The sequence below is a fragment of the Rhizorhabdus phycosphaerae genome (genome assembly GCF_011044255.1).
In the GTDB taxonomy this organism is placed as follows: domain Bacteria; phylum Pseudomonadota; class Alphaproteobacteria; order Sphingomonadales; family Sphingomonadaceae; genus Rhizorhabdus; species Rhizorhabdus phycosphaerae.
In genome coordinates, this window is the sequence record NZ_CP049107.1 from 1892006 (window position 1) to 1908879 (window position 16874).

At 65.7% G+C, this 16874-nt stretch carries 16 protein-coding genes; 9 read left to right on the forward strand and 7 right to left on the reverse strand.

Annotated elements, in window-relative coordinates; translation table 11 throughout:
* Positions 1-12 precede the first annotated feature (12 nt).
* Positions 13-192 (reverse strand): 50S ribosomal protein L32, encoded by a 180-nt coding sequence (gene rpmF, locus G6P88_RS08705; RefSeq protein WP_165322795.1) that lies wholly within the window; start codon positions 190-192, stop codon positions 13-15.
* A gap of 160 nt (positions 193-352) precedes the next feature.
* Here rpmF and G6P88_RS08710 point away from each other — a divergent pair, with 160 nt between their 5' ends.
* Entirely contained in the window at positions 353-793 is a 441-nt protein-coding gene (locus G6P88_RS08710; RefSeq protein ID WP_165322796.1) for an MAPEG family protein, read from the forward strand.
* Between the two features lie 42 nt (positions 794-835).
* Here the strand turns inward: G6P88_RS08710 and G6P88_RS08715 are convergent, their stop codons facing one another.
* Positions 836-1504 (reverse strand): MBL fold metallo-hydrolase, encoded by a 669-nt coding sequence (locus G6P88_RS08715; protein WP_165322797.1) that lies wholly within the window; start codon positions 1502-1504, stop codon positions 836-838.
* 193 nt (positions 1505-1697) lie between these two features.
* Here G6P88_RS08715 and G6P88_RS08720 point away from each other — a divergent pair, with 193 nt between their 5' ends.
* From G6P88_RS08720 to msrA, 3 genes are all read left to right on the forward strand, one after another.
* A complete protein-coding gene (locus G6P88_RS08720) occupies positions 1698-2330 on the forward strand; it encodes an aminotransferase class IV (protein ID WP_165322798.1) in 633 nt (210 codons plus the stop codon).
* A gap of 67 nt (positions 2331-2397) precedes the next feature.
* On the forward strand, positions 2398-3600 hold the full coding sequence (locus tag G6P88_RS08725; RefSeq protein ID WP_165322799.1) for a pyridoxal phosphate-dependent aminotransferase: 1203 nt from the start codon (positions 2398-2400) through the stop codon (positions 3598-3600).
* A gap of 146 nt (positions 3601-3746) precedes the next feature.
* Positions 3747-4484, forward strand: coding sequence for a peptide-methionine (S)-S-oxide reductase MsrA (gene msrA / locus G6P88_RS08730; RefSeq protein ID WP_226946788.1), 738 nt, complete (start codon positions 3747-3749; stop codon positions 4482-4484).
* A 9-nt stretch (positions 4485-4493) separates the two neighbouring features.
* Here msrA and pdeM read toward each other — a convergent pair whose 3' ends face one another.
* Entirely contained in the window at positions 4494-5156 is a 663-nt protein-coding gene (gene pdeM, locus G6P88_RS08735) for a ligase-associated DNA damage response endonuclease PdeM (RefSeq protein WP_165322800.1), read from the reverse strand.
* Positions 5157-5290: 134 nt separating this feature from the next.
* On the opposite strand from pdeM, the gene G6P88_RS08740 reads away from it, so the two are divergent.
* The 3 genes from G6P88_RS08740 to G6P88_RS08750 all read left to right on the forward strand — a co-directional run bounded on the left by G6P88_RS08740 (position 5291) and on the right by G6P88_RS08750 (position 8673).
* Positions 5291-6205 (forward strand): sulfite exporter TauE/SafE family protein, encoded by a 915-nt coding sequence (locus G6P88_RS08740; RefSeq protein ID WP_165322801.1) that lies wholly within the window; start codon positions 5291-5293, stop codon positions 6203-6205.
* Complete coding sequence (locus tag G6P88_RS08745) at positions 6202-6960, forward strand: TIGR02186 family protein (protein WP_165322802.1); 759 nt, start codon at positions 6202-6204, stop codon at positions 6958-6960. Before G6P88_RS08740 ends, G6P88_RS08745 begins: the two co-directional genes overlap by 4 nt.
* A gap of 78 nt (positions 6961-7038) precedes the next feature.
* Positions 7039-8673, forward strand: a complete 1635-nt coding sequence (locus tag G6P88_RS08750) for an ATP-binding protein (RefSeq protein WP_165322803.1) — start codon at positions 7039-7041, stop codon at positions 8671-8673.
* A 16-nt stretch (positions 8674-8689) separates the two neighbouring features.
* Here the strand turns inward: G6P88_RS08750 and G6P88_RS08755 are convergent, their stop codons facing one another.
* From G6P88_RS08755 to G6P88_RS08770, 4 genes are all read right to left on the reverse strand, one after another.
* The gene (locus G6P88_RS08755; RefSeq protein WP_165322804.1) at positions 8690-9436 is read right to left on the reverse strand and encodes a class I SAM-dependent methyltransferase; all 747 of its coding nucleotides are present in this window, start codon (positions 9434-9436) and stop codon (positions 8690-8692) included.
* Entirely contained in the window at positions 9436-10425 is a 990-nt protein-coding gene (locus G6P88_RS08760) for an ATP-grasp domain-containing protein (protein WP_226946789.1), read from the reverse strand. The genes G6P88_RS08755 and G6P88_RS08760 overlap by 1 nt, the downstream gene beginning before the upstream one ends.
* 94 nt (positions 10426-10519) lie before the next feature.
* The gene (locus G6P88_RS08765; RefSeq protein ID WP_165322805.1) at positions 10520-12154 is read right to left on the reverse strand and encodes a helicase HerA-like domain-containing protein; all 1635 of its coding nucleotides are present in this window, start codon (positions 12152-12154) and stop codon (positions 10520-10522) included.
* Between the two features lie 106 nt (positions 12155-12260).
* Positions 12261-13826, reverse strand: a complete 1566-nt coding sequence (locus G6P88_RS08770; RefSeq protein ID WP_165322806.1) for a M23 family metallopeptidase — start codon at positions 13824-13826, stop codon at positions 12261-12263.
* Between the two features lie 214 nt (positions 13827-14040).
* On the opposite strand from G6P88_RS08770, the gene G6P88_RS08775 reads away from it, so the two are divergent.
* Positions 14041-16590: a helicase-related protein gene (locus tag G6P88_RS08775; protein ID WP_165322807.1), complete on the forward strand. Its 2550-nt coding sequence runs from the start codon at positions 14041-14043 to the stop codon at positions 16588-16590.
* Complete coding sequence (locus G6P88_RS08780; RefSeq protein ID WP_165322808.1) at positions 16577-16858, forward strand: RNA-binding S4 domain-containing protein; 282 nt, start codon at positions 16577-16579, stop codon at positions 16856-16858. The genes G6P88_RS08775 and G6P88_RS08780 overlap by 14 nt, the downstream gene beginning before the upstream one ends.
* Positions 16859-16874: the final 16 nt, after the last annotated feature.

Consider the following 16874-nt stretch of genomic DNA (forward strand, 5'->3'; position numbering starts at 1 on the left):
ATCAGGCCTGTTTCAGGCCTCGACCGAGACGATCTCGCGGCCGTTATAATGTCCGCAAGCGTTGCAGAGGTTGTGCGGGCGCTTCAGTTCGCCGCAATTCGGGCATTCCTGGAACGCTTCAACCGTCAACGCGTGATGGCTGCGACGCATGTTGCGCCGCGAGGGCGAAGTCTTTCTCTTGGGGACGGCCATGTCGGCACCTGTTCCTAGCTAAACAAATAAAGCGACGAACGCCCGTAACCCTTTGGGGGGTCGGGCTCGTCGCGAGCGCGCGACCTATAGCGATTTCGCTCCGCGTTGCAAGTATCGGTGCGACCTGCCAATCAACGCCCTCCAATCCAAGGAGGGGGATATGATCCTGCCTATCACGCTGACGATCGCGGGTGCCGCCGCGATCGTGAACATATGGCTCGCCGTCCGGATCGCGACCATCCGCGTCAAGGACAAGGTGCTGATCGGTGACGGCGGCAAACCCTTGCTGATCGCCCGGATGCGCGCGCAATCGAACTTTATCGAATATACCCCGATCATCCTCATCCTCATAGCGCTCATCGAGTTTGCTCAGGGGACTCAGAACTGGCTGTGGGGCGCCGGCATTATATATATAGCCGGACGCATTCTTCATCCCTTCGGGATGGACCGGCAGACACCCAACCCGCTCCGCGCGGCTGGCGTGCTCATCAGCTTCGTGGTCACCCTCGGCCTCGCCGGCTATGCGCTGACCATTCCCTACACGACGAAGAACGGCCTGATCACGACCGTCACCAACGACGGGCTGGCGCCCGGCCGCTGAACGGCATCGGGGGCGGCGGCGACGCTGCCCCCCTCGCCCGCGTCAGGCGCCGACGACGCGGTCCGCGACGAACGGATTGCTGGCGCGCTCATGCGCGAAAGTCGACATCGGCCCGTGGCCCGGCACGAAGGCGGTAGCGCCGCCGAGCGGCCACAGCTTCCGGGTAATCGACGCGATCAGATCCGCGTGGTTGCCCTTCGGAAAATCGGTCCGGCCGATCGATCCCTGAAACAGGACATCCCCGACCAGAGCCAGCTTCGACGGGGCATGGTGAAATATGACATGCCCAGGCGTATGGCCGGGGCAGTGGATGACGTCGAGGACGAGTTCCCCCACCGTGACCTTGTCACCATCGCCCAGCCAGCGATCCGGTTCGAAGGCCCGCCCCTCGATCCCATAGTTGCGGCCATCGTCGTCGAGCCGCGCGATCCAGAAGCGATCGTCGGGATGCGGCCCCTCGATCGGCACACCCAGTTGCTCCGCCAGGATGCCGGTCCCGCCGCAATGATCGATATGACCATGGGTGACGAGCAGCTTCTCGATCGTGACGCCATGCTGCGCGGCCGCACCCTTGAGCCGTTCGAGGTCGCCGCCGGCATCTACGAACGCCCCCTTCATCGTCTTGGTGCACCAGAGCAGGGTGCAATTCTGCTGCAACGGCGTCACCGGCACGATCGCGGCCTTGAGCGGTGGAGTGGCTTCATTCGTCATCCCGCCGACATGGCTGCCGCGAGGCCCATATGCAATATGCCGCGTGTCGGGCGCGCGCTCCGGACGGACGGCTATCCAGGCCCGGCTCCCCTGAAGCTGGCGATAAGCCCTTTTGCTCGCGGCGGTTTCGCACCATAGGGGAAGCAGGGCAATCGAGCGCCGCTCCCGCGGCGGCAGGGAGCAGCGGATCGCCATGACATCGGGGGCGTTCGACCTCGTCGAAACGATGCGCTTCGAAGCGCTCGACGGATTCGTCGAACTGGAACGACATCTCGAGCGAATGCGTCGAAGTGCCGACAGGCTCGGCTTCACCTTCAACCGGCACGACTGCCGTAACGAATTGCAGGCGGCGACTTTCCGCCTGACAAGCGACGCCCGGGTCCGCCTGCTGCTCGGACGCAGCGGCGCCATCGCGATCGAGATCCGCCCGATGCCGCAGGTGCCGGCAGAGCCGGTCGCCGTCGCGCTGGCAGACCTCCCCGTCCCAGCCGACGATCTGCGCCTGATCCACAAGACCACCGATCGTGACTTTTATGATTCCGCGCGACGGGCATCGGGCGCCTTCGAGGTTATTTTCCGCGCGGCCGACGGCGGCCTGACCGAGGGCAGCTTCACCAATATCTTCGTCACGCGCGGCGACCGGCTCGCCACACCGCCCGCCGGCAGCCTGCTCCCCGGCATTTTGCGCGAGCGCCTCATCGAGGAAGGCCGGGCGTTCGAGGAACGCCTTACGCCTGCCGATCTTGCCGACGGCTTCTTCATCGGCAACTCGCTGCGCGGCCTTATCGCGGCGCGCCTCGTTGCGGCAGCGCACAACGGAGGTTGAGGCAGAGCCCCCTCTCCCCTATAGCGCGGCCGTTTCCATCAGCGCAGCAACAGGAAAGCGCCTCGCCATGAGCCTCATCGCACCTGCCCTCAACCGCATCTCGCCCTCGCCGACGCTCGCCATGACGAGCCGCGTACTCGAGCTGAAGGCGAAGGGCATCGACGTGATCGGCCTTTCGGCGGGCGAGCCCGACTTCGACACGCCCGACTTCGTCAAGGACGCAGCGATCGAGGCGATCCGCAAAGGCCAGACGAAGTACACCAATGTCGACGGCACCGCCGAACTGAAGGCGGCGATCGCTGCCAAGTTCAAGCGCGACAACAATCTGACCTACGAAGCCTCGCAGATCAGCGTCAATGTCGGCGGCAAGCACACGCTGTTCAACGCCCTGGTCGCCACCGTCTCGGCCGGCGACGAGGTGATCATCCCGGCCCCCTATTGGGTCAGCTATCCCGACATCGTGCAGTTCGCCGGTGGCACGCCGGTGTTCATCCGCGCCGGTGCCGACCAGCTCTACAAGATCACGCCGGAGCAGATCGAGGCCGCGATCACGCCCCAGACCAAGTGGCTGCTGCTCAACTCGCCGTCCAACCCCAGCGGTGCCGCCTACAGCGCCGACGAGCTCAAAGCCATCGCCGAAGTGCTCCGTCGCCATCCGCATGTGTGGATCATGTCGGACGACATGTACGAGCATATCCTGTACGATGGCTTCGAGTTTGCGACGATCGCCCAGGTCGCGCCAGACCTCTATGAGCGCACGCTCACGGTAAACGGCTGCTCGAAGGCCTATTCGATGACCGGCTGGCGCATCGGCTTCGCGGGCGGCCCGGCCCCGCTGATCAAGGCGATGTCGAAGCTCCAGTCGCAGTCGACCTCCAACCCCTGCTCGATCGCCCAAGCCGCCGCGACGGCTGCGCTCAGCGGCGATCAGTCCTTCCTGGCCGAGCGCGCCATCGCCTTCCAGAAGCGTCGCGATCTCGTGGTGTCGATGCTCAACGAAGCTAAGGGCATCAACTGTCCGCGTCCCGAAGGCGCCTTCTACGTCTATCCGGACGTGTCGGGCCTGATCGGTCTCAAGACTCCGGCCGGCAAGACGATCGCGACCGATGCCGATCTGATCGACTATTTCCTCGACGACCATCGTGTCGCGGCCGTGCATGGCGCGGCCTTCGGGCTCGAGCCCGCCTTCCGCGTCAGCTATGCGACGTCGGAAGCGATCCTGACCGAAGCCTGCACGCGCATCCAGGCCGCCTGCGCGGCCCTTAGCTGAACCACAGCCGCCCTCCCCGACACGGGGAGGGCGCGGTCGCTGCCGCACCATCCCGGCACGACCGTGACGCCCCCGGGATTGAATCCGGTTGGCGGCTCTCCATCTGTGTGACATAATCGTCACAGGATCGAAAAAAGGATGACCTTTTGACGGACAGTCCTAACCGGCCGATGATCGCCGGCATTTGCGCGGGCATATTGCTGCTGGCGGCAGCGGGCATGATGGCAACGCGGAGCCCGGCAATCGCCCCGGCTCCAAGAGTCGCCGCCGGCCCGATCGTTCGGGTTCCGGCCCCTGCGGTCGATCCGGTCGAAGGGACCGCGACCGCGACCGCCGTGCTTGCCGGTGGATGCTTCTGGGGCGTGCAGGGCGTGTTCCAGCATGTCGAGGGCGTACGATCGGCCGTGTCGGGCTATTCCGGCGGCTCTGCCCAGACTGCCAATTATGAGGCGGTCGGATCGGGCAGCACAGGTCATGCCGAAGCGGTACGTATCACCTATGATCCGTCGAAGGTCAGCTATGGCACGCTTCTGCGGATTTTCTTCGCGCTGGTCGCGGACCCGACGACGCTCGATCGGCAGGGCCCCGATCGGGGCAGCCAGTATCGCACCGCCATCTTCCCGACGACGCCGGCCCAGCGTGCAACGGCCGAAGCCTATATCGCCCAGCTCTCCGGAGCGCGGCTGTGGAAGGCCCCGATCGTGACGAAGGTCGAGCGCTATCGCGGCTTCTATCCGGCCGAGCGCTATCATCAGGACTTCCTGCTGCGGAAGCCCGACTATCCCTATATCGTTTATAACGACCTCCCCAAGGTCGAGGCGCTGCGCGTCGCCTTTCCCGACCGGTTCCGCAAGCAGCCGGTGATGGTCTATCCCAAGGGCTGACGCCCAGGCTCAGGCAGCGAGAGGGAAACCCAGCAACCGCTCCTGAACCGCGATCAGCGCTCGTGCGCCTGCCCCGACGGTCCTGAGTATGACCGGATCGGCGGCGTCCATCCCGCCGGTCAATACGCCGAAGGAAGGAAGGATCAGCTTCGTTTCGCCCGCCACGAAACAGGGCCGGGACACCCGACGCCCCCGCAGCGTGACCATATAGCGGGGATGATAATGGCCTGAAATCTCAGGGCGAGGATCATGCCGGTCGGCCTCGTGCCGCAGGACCAGCCCGGCCAGATATGCCTCACCGACGATGTGGCCGCCGAGCGGATCGGCGATCGCATGATCATGGTTGCCGACGATCCAGGTCCAGCGAGTTCGCGCGGTCAGCAAGGCCAGCAGGCCGAGCGCTTCATCAGTCAGGCGCTCGGTTCCCTTCCGGTCATGGAAGCTGTCGCCCAGGCAATAGACCGCTTCCGCTTCCGTGCGCTCGACCAGCGCCAGAACCCGGCGCAGCGTCTCGATCGAATCATAAGGCGGCAGCATCTGACCGCGCCGCGCATAGCTGCTCGCTTTCTCGAGATGGAGGTCTGCAAAGAGCAGGCTGCGAGTCGGAGCATGAAAGAGCCCGCCCTCGCCGAGCGCCAGCAGATCGACCGAACAGAACGAAAAGGGAACCATGGCATTGCATAGCCCTGGGTCGGTGCGACGGGCAAGAGGCTGGGTTTCGAAACGCCTCAATCGTCCGTCGAAACCGACAGGATTTGGTGCTTGGCCCTTTCCCCGACAGGCGAAAATGCTCTAGCCCTGCGGGCATGGACCTGTACCTGCCCATTGCCGGATTGTCGGTGAACATCCTGGTAATCATCGGCCTGGGCGGTCTGGTCGGCATATTGTCAGGCATGTTCGGCGTCGGCGGGGGATTTCTGACCACGCCGTTGATGATCTTCTATGGCATCCCCCCGGCGGTCGCCGTGGCATCGTCGGCCCCACAGATCACCGGCGCGAGCGTGTCTGGCGTGCTTGCCCATGGCGCACGCGGCGGCGTCGATTACCAGATGGGGGGCGTACTGGTCGCGGGGGGCGCGATCGGGTCGCTTCTCGGCGGCTTCCTGTTCCGCCTGCTGCAGGACATCGGGCAGATCGATACGGTCGTGAACGTCATGTACGTCCTGATGCTGGGCAGCATCGGTATCGTCATGGCGAAGGACGCCATCGGTTCCCTGCATGCCCAGTGGCGCGGCGTAGCCCCGCCAGCCAGCGGACGGCGGCACCATCCGCTGATTGCGATGATGCCGTTCCGCTGGCGCTTCTACCGCTCCGGCCTCTACATCTCGCCGCTCGCGCCCTTCCTGCTCGGCCTCGCCACCGGCATCATGACGGTGTTGATGGGCGTCGGCGGCGGGTTCATCCTGGTCCCGGCGATGATCTACATCCTCGGCATGTCGGCGCGCGTCGTGGTCGGCACATCGTTGTTCCAGATCCTGTTCGTGACGGCTGCGACGACCATGGTCCATGCGCTGACCACGCGCGCGGTCGACCTGGTCCTGACGGCGCTTCTTCTGGTCGGCAGCGTGACCGGCGCCCAGATCGGCACCCGCATGGCGCTGAAGATGAAGCCCGAATATCTGCGCCTCGCGCTGGCCTTCATCGTTCTCGTCGTCGCGATCCGGATGCTGCTGGGCCTGACCTGGCAGCCTCCCGAAATCTTCACGGTGCAGCCGCTGTGAGAGCGCTTCTTCTCGCCTGTCTCGCGCCGGTGCTGATCGCAGCATCCGGCCCCAAGCTGGTGCCCGACGTGTCCCAGCGCAAGATCGAGATCATCTACAGCTTCACCGGAGCGGAGCTGCTGCTGTTCGGGGCAATCCTCTATCCGGGCGGCCGCACGCCCAGCGACGACGCCCAGATCGCAGTGGTGGTGAAAGGTCCGTCAGAGCCCGTGCTGGTGCGCGAAAAACGCAAGATCGCCGGCATGTGGATCAACGCGGACAGCAGCGACTTCCGCTCGGCGCCGTCCTTCTACGCGCTTGCCTCGTCGCGCCCGATCGCCGAGCTCGTCGACCAGCGCACGGCGGTCATCTACGAGCTGGGCATCGACAATCTGCAGCTCTCGCCCGCCAGTTCGGGCAACCTCGCCGACGACCAGCGCTTCGAGGAAGGGCTGATCGAACTCAAGCGGCGCGGCGGCTATTATTCGGAGACCGACCGGGGCGTCGAGATCAGCGAGGGCGTGTTGTACCGCGCCCGCATCGCCATCCCGGCCCGGGTGCCGGTGGGGCGCTACACCGCCGAGACCTTCCTGATCGAACGCGGACGCGTCGTCGCTGCGGCGACGCGCGAGATCGAGATTCATAAGTCCGGGATGGAGGCTTTCGTCGCCCGCGCCGCAGAGCGGCACGGCATTCTCTACGGGCTGACGGCGGTTCTTCTCTCGCTCGGCCTCGGCTGGGCCGCCAGCGTCGCGTTCCGACGGCTGCGCGAGTAGCTTTTCGCCCCGTGCGCATTGGCGGCTTTGTTAACCGCCGTCCCGCTAGACCCCGGCCATGGATCGGGGCTTGAAATAATGAACGAGATCGTGCGCGGGCTGCGGCCGGCTAGAACAGACGGGGCCGACGGCGTGGTACTGGGCCATGTCGAGGCGGTTTCAGGGGGAGGTGCCCGCATCCGGCTCGATCGTCAGGGTCTCGCGCTGCTGGCGGGAGACGACGATGGCGCGCTGGCCATGGGCGGCGAAGTCGGGTCGATGCTCGCCATGTCGGTCGCGGGCCGCAATGTGATCGCCACGGTCCACGCGCTCGATTGCGATGGAGACAGCGTGATCGCGCATCTGGCTTTCCTGGGAGAGGGCGAACGCGACGCTGCAGGCCATCTCTCCGGCTTCCGCCGGGGGGTTACCCGCTTCCCCCTGCCCGGCACGCCGGTCACCGGCGTTTCCACCCCGGACATGGATGCCATATTCGGCGCGCGCGAAATTCCCAACATCGAGGTGGGCACCGTGCACCCGACGCGAAGCACGCGCGCCGCCCTGCACGTCGACGCCATGCTGTCGAAGCATTTCGCCCTGCTCGGCTCGACCGGTACCGGCAAGTCGACCGCGACCGCTCTCATCCTGCACCGCATCTGTGCCATGGCGCCGCACGGTCATATCGTGATGATCGACCCCCATGGCGAATATGCCGCGGCCTTCGACGCGGTGGGCGCCTCCTATGGCGTCGCCAATCTCGCCATGCCCTACTGGCTGATGAACTTCGAGGAGCATTGCGAGGTGCTGCTCACCACGAGCGGTGCCGAACGGCAGACCGACGCGGACATCTTGGCGAAATGTCTCCTCGCCGCGCGGCAACGCAACCGCGCGGCCGAAGGCGTCAGCCGGATTACCGTTGACAGCCCCATTCCCTATGTCCTCTCCGATCTCACCACGATCATCCAGACCGAAATGGGCAAGCTGGAGAAGGCGTCGAGCAACGCGCCTTATCTTCGCCTCAAGCACAAGATCGACGAGATCCGCTCCGACCCCCGCTATCATTTCATGTTCTCGGGGATGCTCGTCGGCGACAGCATGAAGAGCTTCATCAAGCGCATCTTCCGGCTACCGGGCGAAGACCGGCCGATCTCCGTCATCGACGTGTCGGGTGTACCCTCGGAGATCACGTCGGTTGTGGTCTCGGTGCTGGCGCGCTGCGTGTTCGACTATGCGATCTGGGCACGGAACACGGCGCAGCATCCGATCCTCCTCGTCTGCGAGGAAGCGCACCGCTACGTCCCCTCGGATCGACAGCAGAATAGCGGCCCGGTCCGCCGGATCCTCGAGAGGATCGCCAAGGAAGGCCGCAAATATGGCGTGTCGCTGGGGCTTGTGACGCAGCGCCCCTCCGATCTTGCCGAAGGCGTGCTGTCCCAGTGCGGCACGATCATCGCGATGCGCCTCAACAACGAGCGGGACCAGGCCTTCGTGCGGGCGGCGATGCCGGAAGGCGCGCGCGGGTTCCTCGACACGATTCCAGCCCTGCGCAACCGGGAGGCGATCATCTGCGGCGAGGGCGTCCCGATCCCGATCCGCGTGGCGTTCGACGATCTCGCGCCCGAGCTCCGCCCCGCATCGCACGATCCGCTCTTCTCGGAACTGTGGAAACGCGGCGGAAATGAGGACGCGCTCGTCGAACAGATCATCGGGCGCTGGCGCAACCAGGGTCGGTAAAGGCGCGGTCGGACCGTCAGCCAGGCTTTCGGCAGATGATTCGGCGAAGGCTCCACTGCACGACATGGCTCCCATCCCCTTCGGACAGGCCGACGATGTCGGCTAAAGCGTCGCAAACCTGTTCGGCCGATTGTCCGTCGATACCGAACAAATCGCGGCAATAGGCTCCCGCGCTGATCCGGTCGCCAAAGACCCAGGGTGTCTCGGCCTGACGGTCCTCGATGACCTCGAACCCAGCCGCGACCAGAAGTCTGGCCGTTTCCTCGTCCAGGAAGCGCCCTTCATGGCCCATGCTGTTATTCGCATCGACATAGACGTTCAGGAAGCGGTCGGCGCTGCTTCCGGCGCCGACATCGGCAATCACCAGTTGGCCGCCGGGTTTGAGCAGCCGGTGCATCTCGGCAAAAATCACCGAGAGGTCCGGTGCATGATGCAGGCCGGCCAGCGAAATGATTGCGCACGCAGTTCCAGCGGGCGCCGGTACGGCTTCCACCTGAGCGAGCAAGCTGCTCGACCGCTCGTCCGACGGGCAGCGCTGCTGGAAATATTCGGCGGGCTCGACCGCGACGTAGCGGATATCGTCGGCAATGTAGCGGCGCAGCCAGCCGCTTCCGGACGGCATGTCGTACACGACCTTGCAATCTGCATCGAGGCAATCGGCGACGACCGCGAACTCCGCGTCGCGCGCCTTGGGAAACATGTCCATCGCGCGATAGTAGCGATCGGCGCGGCGGGCGAAGATGTCGGCGTAGCTGTCGAGCATCAGCGGGCGATCATCGCATCGAATGCCGCCGTCGCCTGTTCGCGGGCGCTGTGCCCGTAAGCGAAGCGGGGATCATCGGACACGGGGAAGAACATCATCGTCGCATTGGCCTCGAACAGGATGACGCGGCCATCGGGCATGATGTCGAAATCTATACCAAAGAAATCGAGGGGCATACGCGCTCTGATATCCTGCAATATCCGCTGTACCTGCTCTGGCAGCGTTGCGAGCCCTCCCTCCACGACACGCTTTTCCTCGGCTATCTCGTCGGGGTGGTCCGGCATGACCCGCTCGCGGGCGGGGCCGTGGACGTTCCAGTTGTCCGAAACGAGGCGGTGGCGGATGACGGCGCGGTCACCAAAATAGAAGACGCGGAATTTGCGGTATAGTCCGGTCGGTTGGCGCAGGTCGAAAAACTGGGTAAGATAATGGGTCTGCTTGGGGTCGATCTGCCGCAACACGGCATCGCGATCGGCGCAGACCCCGTCCACCCGCCCGTCATGATGACCCGCGATGCGGAGGATGGCGGGAAAGCCGAGACCGGCCTTCTCGATCGCTGCGATCGCCACATTGGGCCGCCCCTTGAACTTGGCCACGGGCGGAACGATCAAACCGTCGATACCGGCCATGCGCGATGCCACCCGGTCACGCCGGCTCTCCATCACAGCCTCGGGCCGATTGAGCACCCGCCCCTTATAACCCTTGAGGAAACGCTCGGCCAATCCGAGAACCGTTGGGTTCAGGTCGGCATCGGTGATCAGGTTGAGAACGACGCCGACATTGTCCAACGAAGGCCGGGTCTTCAGCCGGAGGAAGTTGACAGGGATGTTGAGCCGGACGAAGTCGTTCTGATCCGCCGAATGCAGCAGACGGACGTCAGTCGTGCCGAGCACGCCTTGCCGCTCCTCGCCGGCCCACAGTTTCCCATGCTGATTGTCCGATCCGAACAGGACGCCAAGCTTGTTGCCGCCCTCTGTCTTCGTAACCAAAACTGCTTCCCCGACTTACGCCGTTGGCGGTTCACACGGTTCGGCGCCCGAACGCAATGAAGAAATGGCGTTCAGAACCACCCGAGGACAGCGCTCATTTGAACAGGCCGCCCAGGATTCCGCGGACGAGCTGCCCTGCAATGCCTCCCGATCCGCCGCGTCTCCGGCCGCCGCCCAGCACAGCGCGCCCGACTTCATTGGCGATCTGTCGCCCGATCGAGGATGCGGCAGCCCGGGTCGCTGACTGGATCGCCTTGTCGACGGCGGAGGGCTTTGCGGCCTCCCGCTCATCGGCTGCCCGGCGACGGGCCTGCTCGCGCGCCTCGGCTTCGCGCTGCCGGGCCTCGAGCTTGGCCTGGGTCGCTGCCGCCCGGTCGGCTTCGGCCTGCGCCTTTGCCGCACCCGCTGCGGCGACGGCGGCATCGGCGCGCGCGGCCAATATCTCCTCGGCCGACTCCCGATCGATAGGCTCGTCATATTTGCCCGCCACGGGCGAAGTCGACAGCATCAGGGCCCTTTCGCGCGCGTCGATTGGACCGAGCCGCGAGCCCGGCGGCGCAATCAGGGTCCGCCGCACGATCGAAGGGCTCCCGTCCTCCTGCAGGACGGAAACCAACGCCTCACCCACTTTCAGCTCTGTGATCACGCGGGCGACGTCGAGATCCGGGTTGGTCCGGAAGGTCTCCGCAGCCGCCGCGACAGCCTTCTGGTCGCGAGGCGTGAAAGCGCGCAGCGCGTGCTGGACCCTGTTGCCGAGCTGCGCCGCCACGTCCTCGGGGATATCGATCGGATTCTGTGTCACGAAATAGACGCCGACGCCCTTCGACCGGATCAGCCGGACGACCTGCTCGATCTTGTCGGCCAATGCCTTGGGCGCATCGTCGAACAGCAGATGCGCCTCGTCGAAGAAGAAGACGAGCTTCGGCTTGTCGGGATCGCCGACCTCGGGCAGCACCTCGAACAGTTCGCTCAGCAGCCAGAGCAAGAAGGTCGCATAGAGCTTGGGGCTCTGCATGAGCTTGTCGGCGGCCAGAATGTTGACATGGCCGCGCCCCTGCTCGTCGACCAATAGGAAATCCTCGATCGCCAGGGCAGGCTCTCCGAAGAAATGACCGCCACCCTGGCTTTCCAGCTGAAGCAACTGACGCTGGATCGACCCAACGCTGGCCTTGCTGACATTGCCGTAGCGCGCCGAGAGCATATCCGCCTGCTCGGCGCAGTGGGCGAGCATGGCCTGCAGATCGCCGAGGTCGAGCAGCAACAGCCCTTCCTCGTCGGCCAGCCGGAACGCGATGTTGAGCACACCCTCCTGAACCTCGTTCAGATTCATGAGCCGCGCGAGGAGCAGCGGCCCCATTTCCGACACCGTCGTACGGATCGGATGGCCCTGTTCGCCGTAAAGATCCCAGAACACCGCTGGATTGTCGCGCCAACCGAAGCTGTCCATGCCGATTTCCGCCGCACGGGCGACCAGCTTGTCGGCATTCTTCGCCACCGGCGATCCGGCCATGGCCATGCCCGACAGATCCCCCTTCACGTCCGCCAAGAAGACGGGGACACCTGCAGCGGAGAAATTCTCGGCAATCCCCTGGAGAGTGACGGTCTTGCCCGTGCCGGTTGCGCCCGCGATCAAGCCATGCCGGTTGGCGCGCCTCAGGTTCAGATATTGGGCGTCGATCCCCGACCCGGACGGGCTGCCGCCCAGAAAGATGCCCTGCCCATCGACCATGAAACGCCTCCTCCTGCGGAGGCTTCAGCCTAGCTTTGCAAAGGGCGGTACGGAAGCGCCGGCGCGCCAGGCTGCGACCATATGCGCAGATTTTACCTTCGACTGATCAGCCCTTACGCGGCTTGGCGCGATCGGCCGCTTCGGCGTTTTTCTCGGGCGTTTCGGACGCCGCGGCAGGGCCGGCCACGCGCACCGCAAGCAGATTGCTCAGCTTGGCCCGGAAGTTCGCCAGTTCGCGGCCGGACAACTGCTGCACCGTCGTGAACTTGAGCGAAGTCGGATTGATCGGCCGACCGTCGCGATACATTTCATAGTGGAGATGCGGTCCGGTCGAGAGTCCTGTGGACCCGACATAGCCGATCAACTGCCCCTGCCGCACACGCTCACCGACCCTCGCGATGATGCGGCTCATATGCGCATAGCCCGTTGCGATGCCGCCCGAATGGCTGATCCGAACATAGTTGCCGTGACCGCCATGACGACCGGCAAAGGCGATGACGCCATCGGTTGCGGCGACGATCGGTGCACCCATCGGAGCGCCGAAATCGACGCCCTGGTGCATCCGCGAATAACCGAGGATCGGGTGCATGCGCATGCCGAAAGTCGAGGTCAGATGCCCGAGGACCGGACGTTGCATGACGCCCTTACTCTCGCCGACGCCGGAGGCTTCATACCATTGCTGGCGCCCCCCGGCGGCCCACTTCAGCATCTGGACCTTCTTCTTGCCCTCGGTAATGCCGGCATAAAGGAGCTCGCCGACCTTCACTTCGCCGGTCTCGGCGCGGGCATGTTCGACGATCGCGTCGAAGCGGGCGTCCGAGCCGATGCTGCGCATCGACAGCTTCTGCGACACCGCTTTGATGAAGGTCTCGATCGCCCCGGCGGGCAGCCCGGCGGCACGCGCCGAGCGATAGAGGCTGGAGCCGACGCGGCCCTGAATGCGCAAAGGCGTGTTGTCCACGCGGATGGGGATGCGCTGAAGCCGGAGATCGCCGTCGACGCGCTCGACGGCGAGCTTGAGATCGAACCGGGCGCGGAAGCCGAGATTTTCGAGCGGGCGCGCATCGCGCTTGGACTCGCGGCGACCGAGGACCAGGTCCATCCTCGTACCTGCGCGCAGATCGTCCAGCGGGACGGCGCGCTCTACCAGCGTCGCGACCTGGGCGGCTTCGTTGCGCGCGACCCCGGCGCGTTCGAGAACGCGGACGAAGCCGTCGCCCTGTCCGAGCGTGGCGGTGAGTTCGACGCGCGGGCGTTCCGGCGTATCTCCGAGCGTTTCGACCTGCGCGGTCGGCGCGAGCCGGCGGCCGGTATCGGCGCCGAGGGCGAGCGGCGCAATCGCGAGGGTACGCGCCTGTTCATATTGCGCTGCGCCCATCTGCGGCTCGGCGGGCAGCCGGATCGGCCGGAAGTCGGGCACCATCAGCCCTGCGGCTGTACAGAGCGAAAGGCAGGTGAAGAGTCCGCGGAACCACTCGCGCGAACCGATGCGGGCACCGAGGTCCACGACGAGGTCCGCGCCCGCCAGACGATCGACGGCGGTACCGAGCGGACTATCGATCAGCTTGTCGAACTGAGGAAAACGGGCCGGCCGGACGAGCGCAACAGCACGGCCGCCGCCACCGGCGGCGAGCCCTTCCGTTGCCAGATCCTGAGCGCCGCCCCGAAACAAAAGCCCCCGCCCTTTCAACGAATCGCCTATCCGATTGCCCTGACGAGACAAATTCGTGCCGGACGCAGTCAGTCTGCCGCGACATAGTTAATGTCAAACTAAAGGGCGCGCGCTTTGTCGCCGGATGCGACGAGTCGAGTCCTTTGCGGCATGAGTCGAGTCGGCCTGTGGTTTCGCGCTTGCGTTCGTCACGCGACGGGTCGATCCTGCCCGCATGGCCAGCCTTAGCGCCCAGCCGGTCGTGGCCGTGCTGGGCCCGACCAACACCGGCAAGACGCATCTCGCGATAGAGCGGATGTGCGGCCATTCGAGCGGGATGATCGGCTTCCCGCTCCGCCTGCTTGCCCGGGAAGTCTATGACAGGGTCGTGGCGATCAAGGGCAAGGAACGCGTCGCCCTCATCACCGGAGAGGAGAAGATTCTCCCGCCGAATGCGCAATATTATCTGACCACGGCCGAATCGATGCCGATCGACCGCGACTTCGCCTTCGTGGCACTGGACGAGGCGCAGCTCGGCACCGATCCCGAGCGGGGGCACGTGTTCACCGACCGGCTGCTGCGCGCGCGCGGGCGCGAGGAGACGATGATTCTCGGTTCCGAAGCGCTGCGACCGATGGTGCGCGCGCTGGTCCGCGATGCGGAGATCATCGGCCGGCCACGCTTTTCTACGCTGAGCTTCGCGGGTGCCACCAAATTGTCGCGGCTGCCGCCCCGTTCCGCGATCGTCGCCTTCTCAGCCGAGGAAGTCTACGCGGTTGCGGAGATGCTGCGCCGCCTTCGGGGTGGCGCGGCGGTCGTGATGGGCGCGCTTTCACCGCGCACCCGCAACGCGCAAGTCGCGATGTTCCAGGCGGGAGAGGTCGATTATCTGGTCGCCACCGACGCTATCGGCATGGGCCTGAACATGGACGTAGCGCATGTCGCCTTCGCCTCGTTGCGGAAGTTCGACGGCCGGCGGACGCGACGCCTCACCATCGCCGAAATGGCGCAGATCGCCGGGCGCGCAGGCCGGCATCAGCGCGACGGTACTTTTGGCACGCTTGCACTGGAGGGCAGCAGCAGCGCACGGTTCGAGGACGAGGAGGTCGACGCGATCGAGGCCCATGCCTTCCAGCCGATCGACCATCTCTTCTGGCGCGAAGGCAAGCCGACCTTGTCGTCGCTCGACGGACTGATCACCGACCTCGAACGGCGTCCCGACCGGCAGGTTCTCCGGGCCGCGCCGCAGGCGATCGATCTGGCCGTGCTCAAGCGGCTGGCCGAGGAGGACTGGGTGCGCGAGCGGGCGCGGAGCAAGCCCGTTATCGCCCGCCTCTGGGCCGCCTGCGGCCTGCCCGACTTTCGTAAGACCGGCCCGGAACCGCATGGCCGTCTTGTCGCGCGCATCTTCCGGCACCTGAGCGAAGGCAACGGCTTCCTTCCGGTCAGCTGGTTCGCCGACGAACTCGCCCGCCTCGACAGCGTGCAGGGCGACGTCGAGACGCTCGCGGACCGCATCGCCGGCGTGCGCACCTGGGCCTATATCGCGCACCGGGCGGACTGGCTGCCCGATGCGGACAGCTGGGCAGAACGCACCCGCGCGCTGGAGGAAAAGCTGTCGGACGCGCTCCACCAGCGCCTGACGCAGCGTTTCGTCGATAGGCGCACATCGGTGCTGATGCGCGATCTGGGCGCCAAGGGCGGGGACCTGCTACTGCCGGTCAAGGTCGACGAGGAAGGTATCGTCACCGTCGACGGCGAGGCGATCGGGCGCCTTATCGGCTTCCGCTTCAAGGCCGATCATCTGGCTCGGCATGGTGACATGAAAAGGCTTATGGCGGCGGCCGAACGGCGGCTGGGGGTGGAACTGTCCAACCGCGCGCGCCAGCTGGCGGCCGATGGGGATGCCGAATTCTCCCTCGCCACCGATGCCGGGCGGCCGGTGGCCGTGTTCTGGCGCGGCGATGTGGTGGCCCGGCTGGAGAAGGGCCGCACGCTTCTGACTCCGCGCCTCAGGCTGCATCGCGCGCTCGACACGCTCACCCCGATCGACCGCGCAGGGGTCGAGCAGCGGCTCGCAATATGGCTGGAGGCCCGGATCCAGCGCGAACTGAAGCCGCTCGCGCGCTATTTCGATGCGGCTCGCGATCCCGCCTGTCCACCGTCGCTGCGTGCCTTGCTCTCGCCCCTTGCCGAGGCTGGCGGCATCGTCCCACGGGATCAGATCGCCTCGGCGATCGACCATCTCGAGCGCGAGGACCGGTCGCGCGCCGAACGGCTGGACGTCAAGATCGGGACGATCGACGTCTATTCGCCCACCCTGCTCAAGCCTGAACCGACGCGCTGGCGCCTCGCCCTGTTCGCGGCAGCCGAGGATCAGATGATGCCCGAATTGCCGGTGCCGGGATCGGTCTCCATGCCCACGCCGGGCGACAATAACGCCTGCGAGGCAATGACGCGCGCCGGGTATCGCGCGCTCGGAGCGCAGATGCTTCGCGTCGATCTGGCCGAGCGGCTCGCCCGGATCGCCCATGAGGCGCGCACCGGGCGCAAGCCCTTCACCCCGGATCCGGCGCTGTCCACGTCGCTCGGGCTACGTCCCGCAAGCTTCGCCCAGTTGATGCTGGCCCTGGGCTTCCGCACCACCCAGCCGGGCAAGGGCGAGGAATGGATGTGGAAGGGAAACCGGCCACCGCGCAAGTCCGAAACCCAGCGTCCCGGCAATGTCTTCGGTGCGCTGGCCGACCTCTATCCGTCACGGTCCTCCCGGAATGCGGCTCGATAAATTCCTCTGGTTCGTGCGCCTGACGAAGACCCGCGCCCTTGCGCAGGACCTGGCAGAACAAGGCCGGATGCGGATCGACGGACGCGTGGTCGACCGGGCCCATGCCGCGATACGCGTGGGCAATGTCCTGACCTTCGCCCTGCATGGGCGGGTGCGGATCGTACGCGTGGAAGCGCTGCCGGCACGACGCGGACCGGCACCGGAGGCGGCCGCCTGCTATACGGACCTTTCGCCGCCGCCTGTTGACGAGCCGCGAAGCGCAACCTAACGGGGTGCCGCGTCAG

Excerpts from the sequence above, each read along its gene's own strand:
- G6P88_RS08710 (WP_165322796.1), top strand. The coding sequence starts at position 353 with ATGATCCTGCCTATCACGCTGACGATCGCGGGTGCCGCCGCGATCGTG.
- G6P88_RS08780 (WP_165322808.1), top strand. The coding sequence starts at position 16,577 with ATGCGGCTCGATAAATTCCTCTGGTTCGTGCGCCTGACGAAGACCCGC.
- G6P88_RS08725 (WP_165322799.1), top strand. The coding sequence starts at position 2,398 with ATGAGCCTCATCGCACCTGCCCTCAACCGCATCTCGCCCTCGCCGACG.
- G6P88_RS08755 (WP_165322804.1), bottom strand. The coding sequence starts at position 9,436 with ATGCTCGACAGCTACGCCGACATCTTCGCCCGCCGCGCCGATCGCTAC.
- G6P88_RS08740 (WP_165322801.1), top strand. The coding sequence starts at position 5,291 with ATGGACCTGTACCTGCCCATTGCCGGATTGTCGGTGAACATCCTGGTA.
- G6P88_RS08715 (WP_165322797.1), bottom strand. The coding sequence starts at position 1,504 with ATGACGAATGAAGCCACTCCACCGCTCAAGGCCGCGATCGTGCCGGTG.
- G6P88_RS08750 (WP_165322803.1), top strand. The coding sequence starts at position 7,039 with ATGAACGAGATCGTGCGCGGGCTGCGGCCGGCTAGAACAGACGGGGCC.
- rpmF (WP_165322795.1), bottom strand. The coding sequence starts at position 192 with ATGGCCGTCCCCAAGAGAAAGACTTCGCCCTCGCGGCGCAACATGCGT.
- G6P88_RS08765 (WP_165322805.1), bottom strand. The coding sequence starts at position 12,154 with ATGGTCGATGGGCAGGGCATCTTTCTGGGCGGCAGCCCGTCCGGGTCG.
- G6P88_RS08775 (WP_165322807.1), top strand. The coding sequence starts at position 14,041 with ATGGCCAGCCTTAGCGCCCAGCCGGTCGTGGCCGTGCTGGGCCCGACC.
- pdeM (WP_165322800.1), bottom strand. The coding sequence starts at position 5,156 with ATGGTTCCCTTTTCGTTCTGTTCGGTCGATCTGCTGGCGCTCGGCGAG.
- G6P88_RS08720 (WP_165322798.1), top strand. The coding sequence starts at position 1,698 with ATGACATCGGGGGCGTTCGACCTCGTCGAAACGATGCGCTTCGAAGCG.